This window comes from Microbacterium sp. C5A9 (assembly GCF_022627955.1).
Classification (GTDB): domain Bacteria; phylum Actinomycetota; class Actinomycetes; order Actinomycetales; family Microbacteriaceae; genus Microbacterium.
Genome location: NZ_JABXGD010000009.1, coordinates 16,839 through 32,628, shown reverse-complemented (window position 1 = coordinate 32,628; position 15,790 = coordinate 16,839). Strand labels below are relative to the sequence as shown.

The 15,790-nt window shown below is 69.6% G+C and carries 10 protein-coding genes and 1 tRNA gene; 8 read left to right on the top strand and 3 right to left on the bottom strand.

Going from position 1 to position 15,790, the window contains the following annotated elements:
• Positions 1-27 precede the first annotated feature (27 nt).
• Together nudC and HWD99_RS16340 are read left to right on the top strand one after the other, a co-directional pair.
• Positions 28-924 carry an NAD(+) diphosphatase gene (nudC, locus tag HWD99_RS16345; protein ID WP_241797248.1) on the top strand — a complete coding sequence of 299 codons (897 nt, stop codon included), beginning with the start codon at positions 28-30 and terminating at the stop codon, positions 922-924.
• Entirely contained in the window at positions 921-2,642 is a 1,722-nt protein-coding gene (locus tag HWD99_RS16340; RefSeq protein ID WP_241797247.1) for an ATP-dependent helicase, read from the top strand. The genes nudC and HWD99_RS16340 overlap by 4 nt, the downstream gene beginning before the upstream one ends.
• 784 nt (positions 2,643-3,426) lie before the next feature.
• Here the strand turns inward: HWD99_RS16340 and HWD99_RS16335 are convergent.
• Positions 3,427-4,854: a zinc-dependent metalloprotease gene (locus HWD99_RS16335; protein WP_241797246.1), complete on the bottom strand. Its 1,428-nt coding sequence runs from the start codon at positions 4,852-4,854 to the stop codon at positions 3,427-3,429.
• A 118-nt stretch (positions 4,855-4,972) separates the two neighbouring features.
• On the opposite strand from HWD99_RS16335, the gene HWD99_RS16330 reads away from it, so the two are divergent.
• On the top strand, positions 4,973-6,067 hold the full coding sequence (locus tag HWD99_RS16330; protein ID WP_241797245.1) for a PDZ domain-containing protein: 1,095 nt from the start codon (positions 4,973-4,975) through the stop codon (positions 6,065-6,067).
• A gap of 46 nt (positions 6,068-6,113) precedes the next feature.
• Positions 6,114-9,011: a UPF0182 family protein gene (locus HWD99_RS16325; RefSeq protein WP_241797244.1), complete on the top strand. Its 2,898-nt coding sequence runs from the start codon at positions 6,114-6,116 to the stop codon at positions 9,009-9,011.
• A gap of 196 nt (positions 9,012-9,207) precedes the next feature.
• Here HWD99_RS16325 and HWD99_RS16320 read toward each other — a convergent pair.
• A tRNA-Met gene (locus HWD99_RS16320) sits at positions 9,208-9,281 on the bottom strand.
• Positions 9,282-9,360: 79 nt separating this feature from the next.
• On the opposite strand from HWD99_RS16320, the gene HWD99_RS16315 reads away from it, so the two are divergent.
• Entirely contained in the window at positions 9,361-10,173 is an 813-nt protein-coding gene (locus HWD99_RS16315; RefSeq protein WP_241797243.1) for a carbon-nitrogen hydrolase family protein, read from the top strand.
• A gap of 15 nt (positions 10,174-10,188) precedes the next feature.
• On the opposite strand, the gene HWD99_RS16310 is transcribed toward HWD99_RS16315, so the two are convergent.
• On the bottom strand, positions 10,189-11,388 hold the full coding sequence (locus HWD99_RS16310; protein ID WP_241797242.1) for an aminotransferase class I/II-fold pyridoxal phosphate-dependent enzyme: 1,200 nt from the start codon (positions 11,386-11,388) through the stop codon (positions 10,189-10,191).
• 98 nt (positions 11,389-11,486) lie between these two features.
• Here HWD99_RS16310 and HWD99_RS16305 point away from each other — a divergent pair, with 98 nt between their 5' ends.
• Genes HWD99_RS16305 through HWD99_RS16295 form a run of 3 tightly spaced genes read left to right on the top strand, consistent with a single transcriptional unit; the run spans position 11,487 to position 15,779 of the window.
• Positions 11,487-13,037 carry a S1C family serine protease gene (locus tag HWD99_RS16305; RefSeq protein WP_241797241.1) on the top strand — a complete coding sequence of 517 codons (1,551 nt, stop codon included), beginning with the start codon at positions 11,487-11,489 and terminating at the stop codon, positions 13,035-13,037.
• A 55-nt stretch (positions 13,038-13,092) separates the two neighbouring features.
• Positions 13,093-14,346 (top strand): CDP-glycerol glycerophosphotransferase family protein, encoded by a 1,254-nt coding sequence (locus HWD99_RS16300; RefSeq protein ID WP_241797240.1) that lies wholly within the window; start codon positions 13,093-13,095, stop codon positions 14,344-14,346.
• Positions 14,343-15,779, top strand: a complete 1,437-nt coding sequence (locus HWD99_RS16295; RefSeq protein WP_241797239.1) for a CDP-glycerol glycerophosphotransferase family protein — start codon at positions 14,343-14,345, stop codon at positions 15,777-15,779. Before HWD99_RS16300 ends, HWD99_RS16295 begins: the two co-directional genes overlap by 4 nt.
• Positions 15,780-15,790 lie beyond the last annotated feature (11 nt).

Below are 15,790 nucleotides of genomic sequence, written 5' to 3'. Positions count from 1 at the left end.
CCGCCACGCCCGTGAGAGAGGGAGTCGATGACCACAATGCGCCCGTCCCTCGACCGCGCCGCCGATCTGAGGACCGAAGCGGCGGTCATCGATCGACTCCGCGCTGAGGCCACGACCAGGGTGATCGCCGTCCGCCAGGGGCGGACCCGCATCGTCGGGGGCGAGGTCGGCGAGGTCTCCCTGCTGCGCGTCGAGCCCTCCCAGATCGATGACGCGACCTGGGCGCTGCTGGGACGCGATGAGCAGGGATCCGCGATCCTGCTGGCAGCCCTGCCGCCGGAGGCCGACACGCTCGATGCCGCGCCCGACGAGACCTGGCTCGGGCTTCGCGATCTCGGCGGCCGGCTCGCGGCCGGTGAGACGGAGCTGCTGATCGAGGCGCTCGCACTCGCCGGGTGGCTGCGGGATGCACCGTTCTGCCCCGCCTGCGGCGGCGGCACCGAGCTTCGCCAGGCCGGATGGTCGCGGCACTGCCTCGTGTGCGGCAAGGAGCACTTCCCGCGGACCGACCCGGCGGTCATCGTCGCGGTCGAGAGCCCCGACGGCGAACGTCTGCTCCTCGGGGCGAACGCGAACTGGGGCGGACGGATGTACTCGTGCTTCGCGGGGTTCACCGAGGCGGGGGAGTCGCTGGAGTCGACCGTCCACCGCGAGCTGGAGGAGGAGGCCGGCGTGCGCCTCGCCTCCCTCGACTACGTCTCCTCGCAGCCGTGGCCTTTCCCTCGCTCACTGATGCTCGGGTTCCGCGCCGTCGCCGTCGACGAGGACGAGGTGCGTCCGGACGGCGAGGAGATCATCGACGTCCGATGGTTCACGCGGGCGGAGATCGCCACGGCGCTCGCCGGTGAGGGCCCTGTGGGGCTCCCCGGACCCGCATCCATCGCACGCGCCCTGATCGTGGCGTGGTTCGAGGATCGCGAGTGAGTGCACTCGAAGCGCTCGACGAACGGCAGCGGGAGGCGGCATCGGTGCTGCGCGGACCCGTGGCCGTGCTCGCCGGAGCGGGGACCGGCAAGACCCGTGTGATCACGCACCGCATCGCACACGGAGTCGACACCGGCGCGTACTCGCCCTCGCGGGTGATGGCCGTGACCTTCACCGCCAAGGCCGCCGGAGAACTCCGCGGCCGACTCAGGGCGCTCGGAGTCGAGGGGGTCGCTGCGCGGACGTTCCACGCGGCGGCGCTCGCACAGCTGAACTTCTTCTGGCCGACGCTCGCCGGGTCTCCTGCTCCGTCGATCATCGACAACAAGGTCCGGATGCTGGGCCAGGCCGCCGACGCGATGCGGATGCGTCCGAGCACGGCCACGCTCCGCGACATCGCCTCGGAGATCGAGTGGCGCAAGGTCTCGATGCTCTCGATCGATCAGCACGCGGCACTCGGTCGCGCGGTGACGGGCATCGATCAGACCCAGCTCGTCGAGCTGCAGCAGCGATACGAGGCGCTCAAGGACGAGCGGCATCAGCTCGACTTCGAAGACGTGCTGCTCGCGTGCGCGGGCATGCTCGAGGCGGAGCCTCGCGTGGCGGCATCCGTCCACGAGCAGTACCGCCATTTCACCGTCGACGAGTTCCAGGACGTCTCGCCGCTGCAGAACCGCCTGCTGGAGCTCTGGCTCGGCGATCGCCGAGACATCTGCGTCGTCGGTGATGCGAGCCAGACGATCTACTCGTTCGCGGGAGCGGAGCAGCGCTTCCTCCTGGAGTTCGAGCGACGCCATCCGGATGCCACCGTGGTGAGACTGGAGACGAACTACCGGTCGCAGGCGCCGATCCTCGAGGCGGCCAACGCCCTGATGCACGATCGCCCGGGAGCCCTCGAGCTCGTGCCGGCGCGCGAGACCTTCAACGCCGAGGCGCCGACCGTGACCGCGTACGACAGCGAGCACGACGAGGCCGCGGGCATCGCCACGGCCGTCTCCGCCCGCATCGAGGCCGGAGCGTCGCCCGCCGACATCGCCGTGCTGTACCGCGCCCACGCGCAGTCCGCTGTTCTGCAGCAGGCTCTCGCCGCCGAGGGCATCGCGACATCGGTGCTCGGCGGCACGCGCTTCTTCGCGATGCCCGAGGTGCGCCAGGCGATCCTCGCGTTGCGCGCCGCTGCGGTGGCGCCGACCGAGCACGGATTCCTCCCCGGCGTCCAGCGGGTGCTCCGCGAGCTGGGCCTGACCGAGGAGCCGCCGGCCGCCGGCGGTGCTCAGCGTGACGGCTGGGAGGCACGCCGAGCGATTCTGCGTCTCGCCGAGGAGGCCGGGCCGGACGAGAACCTCCGCAGCTTCAGCGATGCGCTGATGGCCCGCGCGAAGGATCAGCACGAGCCCACGATGCGCACGGTGACCCTGTCGACCCTGCACGCGGCGAAGGGCCTCGAGTGGCCGCACGTCCATCTCGCCGGCTGGGCGGAGGGAGCGCTGCCGATCTCGTATGCCACCAGCTTCGAGGCGATCGACGAGGAGAGACGTCTCGCCTACGTCGGCGTCACGCGCGCTGCGCGTACCCTCGCACTGTCGTGGTCGCGGTCGGCGGGACGAGGGGATCGGGCTCCGTCGCGGTTCCTCGCGGAGATAGGGACGACAGCTCGCGGCACCGGCATTCTTCGTGAAACGTCACCGAACGCCACGCGTGGTGGCCGTCGGCGCTGACCTCGACGAACGAGCCTGCCGCCGAATCCGCGAGAAGGAGTTTCGCGGCGAGTCGCGCGGCATCCGCGATGCGTGCCACGCTCAGGGGGCCCGCGGGCCTGCCGATGAGCTGCGCGTGCATGCGCGGCCACGCGGGGTCTCGATCGCGTTCGTGGGCGTCGCGACAGGAGAGGCAGGGCGACTCTCCGGGCACGACGAGAGGGCCGACCGTGGTGCGCCCCCGCTCCAGCGACACGGGAAGATGCGGAGTGTCCTCGCGGAGGTAGCGGGCGAACTGCAGCGCCGCAGCGGCCCCCTCGACGAGGATCACGCCGATGTCCTCGGCGGTGGTCCGTGTGCCGAGCGCGACTCCTTCGTCGGAGAGCGCCTCGCGCAGCCGGAACTCGCACCGCGCGTCGAGCACGTCGATGCTCTCCACCCATGCGGCCCGCGGCGGGGGAGAGTCGTCGACGAGCAGCGGCTCGAGACGGGCGAGGAGCATCCGCGCTTCACCGCGGGGCGCACCCACGGAGTGCGCCACCACATCGAAGGCTCCGCGACGGAAGCCCGCCGCCATCCTGCCGACGAGAAGCTCGACCCAGGGGGCCGACGCGGGGATGCGCAGAGTCCCCTCGATGCCGATCTGCAGCGTCTCCCCGTCACGCCACAGCAGCGGTACGTCGGGGTCGAGTCGGGTGAGGATCCTGGGCGTCAGCGGAGACATCCCTCGATTCTGCGGACTCGGCCGTGCGCGGTGGGCGCCGGCGCAGCATCCGTGGAGAACTCCCGCGTCGCCGTCGTCGGATCACACGGGGCGGTCGCCCCCGGGCCCGTCCTCTTCGCCCTGATCGCTCGGATCGGTGTCGGTGTCCGTGTCGGCATCCGTCGCGCCGGAGCCGTCTCCGGAGAAGTCGTCGCCGTCGAGCAGGCGGGCGAGGGCCTCATCGAACTCGTCGGCGACAGGCTGCTCGCCGCGTGCCGTGGCCTGCAGACGTGCGACGAGCGCCGACGGGTCGTCGATGTCCTCCGCGGTCGGCATCAGATCCGGGTAGTCCCAGAGGGCGTCGCGTCCCGCGGTGCCGACGGCGTCGGTCACCGCCTGCCACATCGCGGAGGCCTCCCGCAGGCGGCGTGGACGCAGCTTGAGCCCGACGAGCGCGCCCAGCGCGTCTTCGGCAGGTCCCCCCACCGCGCGTCGGCGGCGTGCCGCCTCGGCGATGCGTGCGCCGTCGGGAAGGCGCGATGTCGCCTGCGCCGTGACCACGTCGACCCAGCCGTCGATCGTGGCGACGAGGTTCTCGAGCCGCGCCAGAGCCTCGCTCTGAGCCTCGCTCTGCGTGGGAAGCAGCGCACCGCCCTCGATCGCCGCGCGCAGCTCCTCGGGGTTCGAGGGATCGAGCCGGCTCGCGACGTCCTCGAGCGCATCGACATCGACCGTGACTCCGCGCGCGAAGTCGGTGATCTGCGCCATCACGTGCAGATGCAGCCACTTGGCATGGCGGTACAGGCGCGCGTAGGCGAGTTCGCGTGTCGCGAGATAGAGGGTGATCTGGTCTTCGGGGATCTCGAGACCCTCGCCGAAGGCGGTGAGGTTCTGCGGGATCACCGCGGCGGTCCCGGCCGGGAGCACCGGGATGCCGACATCGCCGCCCGACACGACCTCGAGCGAGAGATTGCCGAGCACCTGTCCGAACTGGGCGGCGAACACGGATCCGCCGAGACCGCGCATGAGCTTGCCCGCTCCCTGCACGAGGCCGCGCATGTCTTCGGGCACCTGGGTGTCCAGCGCGCTGGTGAGCGCGTCGGCGATGCTCGTCGACACGGGCTCCGCGATCTCCTTCCACACCGGCAGGGTCGCCTCGACCCATTCGCCGCGGGTCATCGCCCTGGGCGGCTCCGCGAGCTCCGAGATGGTCGTCGCCTCTCCGAGCCAGAGGTTCGCGAGCGCGAAGGAATCGGTCAGCGATGTGCGCGAGCCGTCGGTGATGCCGAGGCCGTCGCGGTTCGCGATGTGCAGCGCCTGTCGCAGAGAGTTCTCCCAGGCGTCGCCGCCGAAGGCTCCCTGCAGCTGCGCCATGATCGTCTGCATCATGGCCGGGTCGAGCTGGAGCCCGTCCATCCCGGAGAGCGCGTTGCGCAGCGCCTCGGGGTCGATGTCGCCGGCTCCCTGGCCGGACATCATTCGTCGGAGGAACTCCTCGAAGTCCTCGGGGGTCGGATCGTTGTCTGCCATCGCTGTCGCCTCTCAGCACGTCTGAAGCCGTGGCCTCTACGCTAGTCACAGGAGCGGCCGCGGGACCCCGAACGCGGACAGATAGCTGTACGCCGCCCGCGAACGACGGAGGAACCCTGTGGATCGAACCCGGCCCGTGAGGCTCGGACTCGGAGTCTGGGCGCTGGTCGTCGCCCTGGTCGCGCTCGTGGTCCTGACCTTCCTGCCGACGCCGTACGTGATCCAGCGGCCGGGGCCCGTGTACGACACGCTCGGCACTGCTGCCGATGCCGAGGGCGAGCAGGTCCCGCTGATCAGCATCGAGGGCACGGAGACCTTCGAGACCGCTGGCACGCTCGACCTCACCACCGTGCAGGTCGTGGGCAACCGGGAGCGCACACCGAGCTGGTTCGAGCTGGCCCTCGCCTGGATGGACCGCTCCCGCGCCGTCGTCCCGCTCGACTCGGTCTTCCCCGAGGGCGTCACCACCGAGCAGCGCGACGAGCGGAACGCGACGCTCATGGTCGACTCGCAGCACGAGGCGACCGCCGCGGCCCTGAACGCGCTCGACTACGACACGGGCGCGCAGGTCGCGGTCGTCGATGTGCTCGAGGACTCTCCGGCGCAGGGCGCTCTCGAGCCCGATGACATCGTGACCGCGATCGGCGGGACTCCGGTGGACTCGGCCAAGCAGCTGCGTCAGGCGATCCAGGATGCCGGGGGCGACCCCGTCATGCTCACGGTGCTGCGCGGCGGCGAGGAGAAGACCGTCGAGGTCACGCCCGAGAAGCAGGTCGAGGGCGACGTGACGACCTGGCTGATCGGCGTCACCCTGCGCACCGACTACGACTTCGAGATCGACGTCACCCTCCAGCTCGACAACGTGGGCGGTCCCAGCGCGGGGATGATGTTCGCCCTGGGCATCGTCGACACCCTGACGCCGGGCGAACTCAACGGCGGCGAGAACATCGCGGGCACGGGGACGATCGAGGCTGACGGAACGGTCGGCCCCATCGGCGGCATCCGTCAGAAGCTCTACGGCGCGCGCGATGCGGGGGCGGACTTCTTCCTCGCACCGGAGTCGAACTGCGACGAGGTGACCGGTCATGTACCCGACGGGCTCACCGTGATCAGCACCGCCACGCTCGACGACTCGCTCGCGGCTCTCGAGGTGATCGCCGACGGCGGCGACGTCGATTCCCTTCCCAGCTGCGACGTCGTGACCTCGCCGTGACCGGGATGACAGCCGCAGCACAGTAAGGGATGCCTAGGATGGAACGGTGACCTCGACTTCTGCACCGAACCCGGCCACTCCCCGAACCTCGCGAAGAATCTTCGGCATCTCGTTGGCGATCATCGCCGCGCTGATCGCCGTCTTCTTCGTCTTCGCGTCGTTCTACACCGAATTCCTCTGGTTCGACCAGGTGGGCTTCGCGGGAGTTCTCACCACCCAGTGGTTCGCCACGGCGGTGATGTTCGTCGTCGGGTTCCTCGGCATGGCCGTGCCGCTGTTCGTCGCGATACAGCTGGCGTACCGTCTGCGGCCGGTCTACGTGCGGCTCAGCTCGCAGCTCGACCGGTACCAGGAGGTCATCGAGCCGCTCCGCCGCCTCGCGATGTGGGGCATGCCGATCTTCTTCGGTCTGTTCGCCGGCTTCTCGGCCGCGAGCCAGTGGAAGACGGTGTGGCTGTGGGCCAACGGCGTCGCCACCGACACCCTCGACCCGCAGTTCGGCCTGGACACCGGGTTCTACATGTTCGCGATGCCGTTCTACTCGATCCTGCTCGCCTTCGTGTCTGCCGTGCTCCTGCTCACGCTGATCGTGACCGCACTGGTGTCGTACCTCTACGGCTCGGTCCGCATCGGCCAGGGCGAGCTGCGCATCTCGAAGCCGGCCCGCATCCAGCTCGCGGTCATCGCCGGTCTGTACCTGCTCGTGCAGGCGGCCAGCCTGTGGCTCGACCGCTACAAGACGCTCGTCGCGCAGGACGACCGGATCGTCGGCCCCGCGTACACGGGTGTCAACGCGACCATCCCGGGTCTCGCGATCCTCGCGATCATCGCCGCGATCGTGGCGATCCTGTTCTTCGTCACGGCCGTCATCGGCCGCTGGCGCTTCCCGCTCGCGGCGACCGCTCTGCTCATCGTCGCGTCGCTGGTCGTCGGGGTCGGATTCCCGTGGGCCGTGACCACCTTCCAGGTGCGCCCGAACCAGAACGCCTACCAGGCCGAGTTCTATCAGAAGAACATCGACGGCACGAAGGAGGCCTACGGCGTCGCGAACCTCGAGACCACGCCGTTCGAGGCCGAGACCGACGCCGAAGCGGGTCAGCTGCGCGAGGACGCGGAGACGACCGCATCCATCCGCATCGTCGACCCCGCCGTCATCAGCCCTGCGGTGCGCCAGCTCGAGCAGTACCGCGGCTACTACCAGTTCCAGGAGAACCTCGACGTCGACCGCTATGAGATCGACGGCGAGATGCAGGACACCGTCGTCTCCGTGCGCGACCTCGACATGGAGGGCGTCGACGTCACCAACTGGAACAACCGCGCAGCCGTCTACACGCACGGCTACGGACTCGTCGTCGCAGCGGGAAACCAGCGCACGCCCGACGGCGAGCCCGTCTTCCTCGAGCGCGGCATCCCGTCCGCCGGATTCCTCACCGAGCAGGAGGAGTTCGAACCTCGCGTCTACTTCGGCGAGAACTCGCCCGAGTACTCGATCGTCGGATCTCCGGACGGCACTGACCCCGTCGAGATCGACTACCCGCGAGGCAAGGACGGGTCTACCGAGACCAAGACCACGTTCGAGGGCGACGGCGGGCCGGCGATCGGCAACACGTTCACCAAGCTCCTCTACGCGCTCAAGTTCCAGTCCGAGCAGATCCTCTTCTCCAACCTGGTGAACGACGAGTCGCAGATCCTCTACGACCGCGACCCGAAGACGCGCGTGCAGAAGGTGGCGCCGTACCTCGAGCTCGACAGCGACCCGTACCCGAGTGTCGTCGACGGGCGTGTGGTCTGGATCATCGACGGGTACACCACGAGCTCGACGTATCCCTACTCGACGAGCGTGAGCCTGTCCGAGGCGATCGCCGACTCGAACATCCCCTCGCCGACCCTTGCGATCGACGAGATCAACTACATCCGCAACTCGGTCAAGGCCACGGTCGACGCCTACGACGGATCGGTGACGCTGTACGCCTGGGACGACGAGGATCCCGTGCTGCAGAGCTGGCAGAACATCTACCCGACGACGCTCAAGCCGGTCAGCGACATGTCGTCGGACCTGATGAGCCACGTGCGCTACCCGACCGACCTCTTCAAGGTCCAGCGCGACGTCCTCGGGATCTACCACATCGACACCGCCGGTTCGTTCGCCCAGCAGGACAACCGCTGGCAGACGCCCAACGACCCGCGCAGCGACGCGGTGCTCCAGCCTCCGTACTACCTGACGATGCAGATGCCGGGTCAGGATTCGCCCCGGTTCTCGATGTTCTCGACGTTCATCCCGTCGGCGACGGGGAGCGGCGGCAACCGAGATGTTCTGATGGGCTATCTCGCCGTCGACTCGGACGCAGGGTCCGAGGCCGGCGTCAAGGCCGAGGGGTACGGGCAGCTCAGGATGCTCGAGATCGACACCGACACCACAGTGCCCGGTCCCGGTCAGGTGCAGAACACGTACAACTCCGACACGGCCGTGGTGCCGCAGCTCAACCTGCTCCAGCAGGGTGAGTCGGAGGTGCTCTACGGAAACCTGCTGACACTGCCCGTCGGTGGCGGTCTTCTCTACGTGCAGCCGGTCTACGTGCAGTCGTCCGAGGGGACCAAGCTGCCGCGACTGCAGAAGGTCCTCGTGGCCTTCGGTGACAAGGTCGCATTCGAGGACACGCTCACCGCGGCGCTCGACACCCTCTTCGGCGGCGACTCCGGAGCGACAGGTGGAGACGATCAGGTCGAACCGACCGAGCCGGATCCCGACACCGGTGAGGTGCCCACCGAGCCGACCGTGCCGACGGATGCAGAAGCCGAGGCGCTCGCCGCCGCACAGCAGGCGCTCACCGACCGTGAGGCCGCCCTCAAGGAAGGTGACCTCACCAAGTTCGCCGAGGCCGACAAGCGACTCACGGATGCCGTGAACACGCTGCTCGGACTGGAAGCGGACTCGGGGGAGTAGCCACCCCTGCAGTGACTGATGCCGCCCCTCCCGAGGGGCGGCATCAGTCGTCTCCGGAGGAGGGCCACGCGCCGCCGTGGGGGCCGAGGCCGCAGCAGACACGGGAGATGTCCACGCGCCGGTGTCGTGCGGACATGCGAAAGGCCCCTGATCTGGATTTCTCCCGATCAGGGGCCTTTCGTGTGTCGCATTCTCGTTGCGGGGACAGGATTTGAACCTGCGACCTCCGGGTTATGAGCCCGGCGAGCTACCGAACTGCTCCACCCCGCGGCACGTTGAATAGCCTAACACGTGAATCGGGAGTGCGCGAATCGAGGCCGCCGTCCGCCCGATGCGCAAGGATGAGGGCATGACCGAGACCGTGTCCGCAGCCGTTCCCGTCGCCGTCTGCCAGTTCGCGCCCACGGCGTCGCGAGAGGACAACCGCGACCGGATCGCCGCGATGACCGCGGATGCCGCGTCGCGCGGCGCTCGCCTCATCGTGTTCCCCGAGTACTCGAGCTACTTCGTCGATCCCCTGGACGAGACCCTCGCGGCTAATGCGGAGACGCTCGAGGGCGACTTCGTGTCGACGCTCACGGCGCTCGCGGCGGATCACGGGGTCGTGATCGTCGCGGGTCTCGTCGAGACTGCCTCCGACGCGCGCCACGTGCACAACACGGTCGTCGCCGTGCGCGGGGATGGCGTCCTCGCGACCTACCGGAAGCAGCATCTCTACGACGCCTTCGGCCAGACGGAGTCGGAGTGGATCGCGGCGGGCGACCTCGGCGCCGCCACCTTCGAGGTCGCCGGCATCCGCTTCGGCCTCCTCACCTGTTATGACCTGCGCTTCCCCGAGGTGGCGCGCACGCTGGTCGACGCCGGAGCCGATGTGCTGGTCGTCCCCGCCGAGTGGGTGCGCGGCCCCCTCAAGGAGCACCACTGGACCACGCTCCTCGCGGCTCGGGCGATCGAGAGCACGGCGTATGTGGTCGCGGCGGACCACCCGGCCCCCGTCGGCGTGGGGCACTCGCAGATCATCGACCCGCAGGGCGTCGTGATCGCGGGCGTGGGCCTGAGCGAGGGCATCGCGGTGGCATCCGTCGAGCGCTCGGCGATCGATCGCGTGCGCGAGAGCAACCCGTCGCTCCGTGTGCGGCGGTACGCGGTGGTCCCGCGCTGACGACGTCCGTGCGCTTCAGAAGCTGGCCGCCAGGCGCTGCGCCGCCTCCTCGAGCACCTCGACGCGCTTGCACGCCGCGAATCGCACGAGTCCGGCGACATCGCCCCGATGGGCTTCCGAGACGAAGGCCGACAGCGGGATCGCGACGACTCCCGCCCGTTCGGGAAGGGCGCGACAGAACGCGGCGGTGTCCGATCCGCCCAGCGCCGTCGCATCGGCGACCGTGAAGTAGCCGCCCTGCGGAGCGAGCACCGTGAACCCCGCCGCGGTCAGGCCGGCTCCGAGGATCTCGTGTTTGCGGGCGAGCAGCGACGCCGCCCCGGTGAAGTACTCGTCGCCGAGCCGCAATCCGACGGCGACGGCCGGCTGCAGGGGCGAGCCGTTGACGTATGTCAGGTACTGCTTGACCGTGAGGACGGCGGTGATGAGGGCCGCCGGGCCGTGCACCCAGCCGATCTTCCACCCCGTGGTCGAGAACGTCTTGCCGGCAGACGAGATCGTCAGCGTGCGTGCGGCTGCCCCCGGCAGTGTGGCGATCGGGGTGTGCGGGGCACGGAAGGCCAGGTGCTCGTAGACCTCGTCGGTGACGATCACCGCATCGTGCTTCTCAGCGAGTCGGACCACCTCCGCGAGGACCTCGTGGTCGAACACGGCGCCGGTGGGGTTGTGCGGATCATTGACCAGGATGATGCGGGTGCGATCGGTGACGGTCGCAGCGAGGCGATCGAGGTCGGGCTGGAAGTCGGGGGCCCGCAGCGGGACGGTGCGCAGCCGAGCACCCGCCAACGCCACCGCCGCCGCATACGAGTCGTAGTACGGCTCGAACACGACGACCTCGTCGTCCGGCCCATCGATCAGCGCGAGGATCGTCGCGGTCAGAGCCTCGGTCGCGCCCGCCGTCACGATCACCTCCGTCGCGGCGTCGACCTCGAGTCCGTAGAAGCGTCGCTGATGCTCGCTGATCGCCGCGAGCAGATCGGGGACGCCCCGCCCGGGTGGGTACTGGTTGGCGCCGGCGGCGATCGCGGCCCGAGCCGCCTCGAGCACCTCGGTGGGTCCGTCCTCGTCCGGAAACCCCTGTCCGAGATTGATCGCGCCGGTTCTGGCCGCAGCTGCTGACATCTCTGCGAAGATGGTGGGCGCGACGGTTCCGTCGGATGCGAGCAGACCGGCTCCCGCTGCCGTGCGCCGCCATGCGCCGGGGATGACACTCATGAAGAACAGGCTAAGGCCATAGGTGAAACTCATCTTCGCCATACGAAACGCACAGATACACACGTCACTCTGAAGGGGCGTTGTTGAAGGAGCACACCATGAACGAAGACAGCACCCAGGACCACTCGGTACCCGCGTCGCACGACGCCGTGCCGTCCACCGAGGCAGCAGAGGTCGTCGACCGTTCGACGACCCAGGCAGCCGCTGAGACCCCTCGCGCCGCCGCGAACGTCGGTCAGGGGCACGAGGTCCCGCAGACCTTCACGTCGCCTCCCGCCGCGCAGCACCCGGTCGGCACTCCGCCGCGCCCCGAGTCGCCGTACGCGGCACCGCAGGCCCCCGGCGCAGCGACCGCCAGCGCCCCCGGGGCCGCATTCGGCATCCACACCGCGGCGCAGCCCGGCGTCGGCGGCGAGCCGACACCCGGTGCCCCCAAGGTCAAGGAGAAGCCTCGCGCCGGAGTGAAGTTCGCCGCGATCGTGGTCGCTGCGGCTCTCGTCGGCGGTGTCGCCGGCTTCGGCGGCGGGGCGATCCTCAACGGCATCTCGAACCAGAACTCGACCGGCGTCGCCCAGGGGCCCGAGACCGTGACGGTGAACAACCCCGGGTCGGTGAACGAGACGACCGCGGTGGCGACCGCCGCGCTCCCGTCGGTGGTCACGATCGAGGTCGCAGGGTCGAGCGAAGCGGGCAGCGGCTCGGGCGTCATCATCAGCGACGACGGATACGTGCTGACGAACACCCACGTCGTCACGCTCGGCGGCGCGGTCGCCGACCCCACGATCCGCGTCACGACCTCCGACGGTCGCATCTTCTCGGCAACGGTGGTCGGTACGGATCCGCTCTACGACCTCGCCGTGATCAAGCTCACGGATGCGACGGACCTCACGCCGATGGACTTCGCGGACTCCTCCGACCTCAACGTCGGTGACACCGCGGTGGCGCTCGGCGCGCCGCTGGGCCTGTCGAACTCGGTCACCACCGGCATCGTCAGCGCGCTCAACCGCAGCATCCAGATCGCGTCGTCCGCGCTGCCCGACTCGTCGTCGGAGGATGCCCCTCAGCAGGAGGAGTCTCCGGAGAACGGGCAGGGTGAGGGTCCGTTCCAGTTCGACCTTCCCGGCAACACCTCGCAGCAGACGTCGGAGTCGATCTCGATCGCCGTCATTCAGACCGATGCCGCCATCAACCACGGAAACTCCGGCGGTGCCCTCGTCAACAGCAAGGGTGAGCTCATCGGCATCAACGTGGCCATCGCGAGCTCGGGCAGCTCCGAGGAGTCGGGCTCGATCGGCATCGGCTTCGCGATCCCCTCGAACGTCGCGAAGCGCGTGTCGCAGGAGATCATCGCCGACGGTGCCGCGAGCCATGGTCTGCTCGGCGCCTCGGTGCAGGATGCCGCGAGCGCGGAGAACGCCGAGGTCGCCGGCGCGCTGATCGCGAACGTGTCCGACGGAGGTGCTGCGGCGGCGGCGGGCCTCAAGGCGAACGACGTCGTGACGGCGTTCAACGGAGTGCCCGTCACGAGCGCCACCGACCTCACCGCGCAGGTCCGCGCGGCGGCCGGCGGCAGCGACGCCACCGTCACGTACATCCGTGGCGGCAAGGAGTACGAGATCGATGTGACCCTGGGGACGCTCGCCGGCTGACGACAGTCACGACGAGTGCGCCGAGAAGGACGCCACCCCGCGATAGGCTCGCGGGGTGGCGTCCTTCTCCTTCGGCTCCGGCAATGCGGCCAAGCTGCTCAGGATCCCGCTCTACCTCGCCGGACGCGTCGGAACGGCCCTCGTCCCGCGTGGTGATCGCTGGGTCTTCGGGTGCGGCGCGGGTATCGGGGACGGTGCCCTGGCTCTGCAGCGTGTCGCCGCCGAACACGGACACGACACCCTGTGGCTCACATCGTCGGAACGGGAAGAGCGAGATGCGGCCGAACTCGGCATCCGCACGGTCCCGAAGTCCGGACTGCGCGGATGGTGGGCGACCGCCCGCGCCGGAGTGCTCGTCGTCACTCACGGTCTGGGAGATGTGAACCGGTACGCGAACTCCGGCGCGTTCGTGGTGCAGCTCTGGCACGGGATCCCGCTCAAGCGCATCGGCCTGGATTCACCGGCGACGGTCCAGGTCCCCGACGTCCCGGGAGCGCCGATGCTGCGCCGAGTCGTCGCGCTGCTGTACCGGGCCACGGCACAGCGCATTCGGGTGCTCCCGGCGGCATCGCACCGTGCGCGAGGACGCCTCGAGTCGGCGTTCGCTCTCGGCGATGACCGGGTCGTCGTGACAGGGGAGCCCCGTGTCGATGTGCTCTCGGCCGGGTCGAGCCACGACCGCCGCGACACGGCCCGCGCACGCCTCCGCGACGCCGTCGGCTCTCTGCCGGGGAGTGCACGGACGATCCTCTACGCGCCGACATGGCGCGACGGATCCCCGGATCCCGCGGTGCCGTCAGCGCAGCAGTGGGAGCGGATCGTCGCGGTGCTCGACGAGCACGATGCGATCCTGCTCGTCCGCTCGCACCCGCTCGGCGCGGGCGGGTACGCACCGCCTCTGCCCACGGATCGGGTGCGGACGCTGGGGTCCGACGTGCTTCCCGACGTGACGCCCGTGCTCCCCGCGGTCGACGTGCTCGTGACCGACTACTCGTCGCTCGCGTACGACGTCGGGCTGATCGCGATGCCGGTGCTCTTCCTCGCTCCCGACGCGGACGAGTACGCGCGGACTCGCGGGTTCTACGGACGCTTTCAGGACGTGGCGGGCGAGGACCCCGCGGCCGACTGGGGAGCGCTGCTCGCACGGCTCGCGCAGCTGCTCGACGACGACGTGGCGTTCGCAGACGCTTCCGCGAGGTCCGCTACGCTCAGCGCGGAGATGCATGCGTTCCGCGACGGACGCAACACCCGACGGGTGTACGAGACGATCCGCGCGCGGGGGATCCCCGCGCCGAAGGGAGCAGCATGACCACGGCCCGTATCGATGAGACGGCAGAGACGCTGATCATCGCGGGGACAGGACCCCGTCCCCGTGCCGCCGAGCTCGTGGGACCTCGTGCCCGCGTGACTGCGCGCGTGTCAGGCGGCGGCAAGACCTGGAAGGCGACGTTCCCTCTGCGAGCGGCACGATGGGGCGGACCGGAGCTGCCCCTGCCCGCCGGCGCGTATGAGATCCGCATCCCCGGCGCCGAACTCGACGACCTGTCCGTCGCACCCGTCGTGCTCGACGGCGTCCGCATCGCCGTGGACTCCACGACCGCGCAGATCGCGGCGCCCATCGACCCCGTCTACGAGACGGCCGAGGGGCAGGCGACCCTCGAAGGACGCTACGTCTCGCACCCGGGCGGGACCGAGAACGCCGTGTTCTTCGAGAGCTTCTATGGGCGCAGCGTCGGCTGCAACCCCCGAGCGATCGACCGCGCGCTCGCCGCGGCGGCCCCGGACGTCGTGCGGTACTGGAGCGTCGTCGACCTCTCGGTCGAGGTGCCGGAGGGCGCCGTCGCGGTGGTCGAGGGCAGCCCGGAGTGGTGGCGGGCCCGTGCCGCCGCTCGGCTCCTGATCGTGAACGACTGGTTGAGGCGGCGTTTCGTGCGCAAACCCGGCCAGAAGGTCGTGCAGACATGGCACGGCACACCGCTCAAGCGTCTGGCTCTGCATCGCCCGGGCTTCGATCCGCGGCGCATGGCGGCGGTCGTGAAGGAATCGCGCCGGTGGGACGTTCTTCTCGCGCAGAACACCTATGCAGAGCGCATCCTCCGCAAGGCGTACGCCTTCTTCGGCCGGCCGATCTGGGTCGAGGGCTACCCGCGCAACGACTCGCTGGTCACGGGAGATGCCTCAGCGATCCGGGCGGCGCTCGGCATCGCCGAGGGCGAGCACGTGCTGCTCTACGCGCCGACCTGGCGGGACGACCGCAAGGAGATGGTGGACTTCATCGACCCCGAGCGACTCGCGCAGCAGACGGATTCGGTCGTGCTGGTGCGCGGGCATTCGCGGACGATCGACACGGGCCGAGACCGCGCAGGGGCCCGCGTCATCGATGTGACCGGATTCCCGGAGACGGCGCAGCTGCTGCTCACCGCCGACGCCCTGATCACCGACTACTCCTCCGTGATGTTCGACTTCAGCGTCACCGGCAAGCCGATGTACTTCCTCGTCCCCGACCTCGACCATTACCGCGGAGAGCTGCGAGGCTTCTACTTCGATCTGGCCAGCCGTGCGCCCGGGCCTCTCGTGCACACGCAGGACGAGCTCGTGGCGGCTCTGGCCGACGAGACGCACGAGCAGACCTTCGCTGAGCGATATTCGGCGTGGCGAGCCCAGTTCAACAGGCGTGACGACGGGAACGCCTCTGAGCGGGTCGTGGCTCGCATCCTCGATCAGGGCTACCTCACGCGTTAGACCCCACCGGT

Excerpts from the sequence above, each read along its gene's own strand:
- nudC (WP_241797248.1), top strand. The coding sequence starts at position 28 with ATGACCACAATGCGCCCGTCCCTCGACCGCGCCGCCGATCTGAGGACC.
- HWD99_RS16335 (WP_241797246.1), bottom strand. The coding sequence starts at position 4,854 with ATGGCAGACAACGATCCGACCCCCGAGGACTTCGAGGAGTTCCTCCGA.
- HWD99_RS16315 (WP_241797243.1), top strand. The coding sequence starts at position 9,361 with ATGACCGAGACCGTGTCCGCAGCCGTTCCCGTCGCCGTCTGCCAGTTC.
- HWD99_RS16310 (WP_241797242.1), bottom strand. The coding sequence starts at position 11,388 with ATGAGTGTCATCCCCGGCGCATGGCGGCGCACGGCAGCGGGAGCCGGT.
- HWD99_RS16305 (WP_241797241.1), top strand. The coding sequence starts at position 11,487 with ATGAACGAAGACAGCACCCAGGACCACTCGGTACCCGCGTCGCACGAC.
- HWD99_RS16295 (WP_241797239.1), top strand. The coding sequence starts at position 14,343 with ATGACCACGGCCCGTATCGATGAGACGGCAGAGACGCTGATCATCGCG.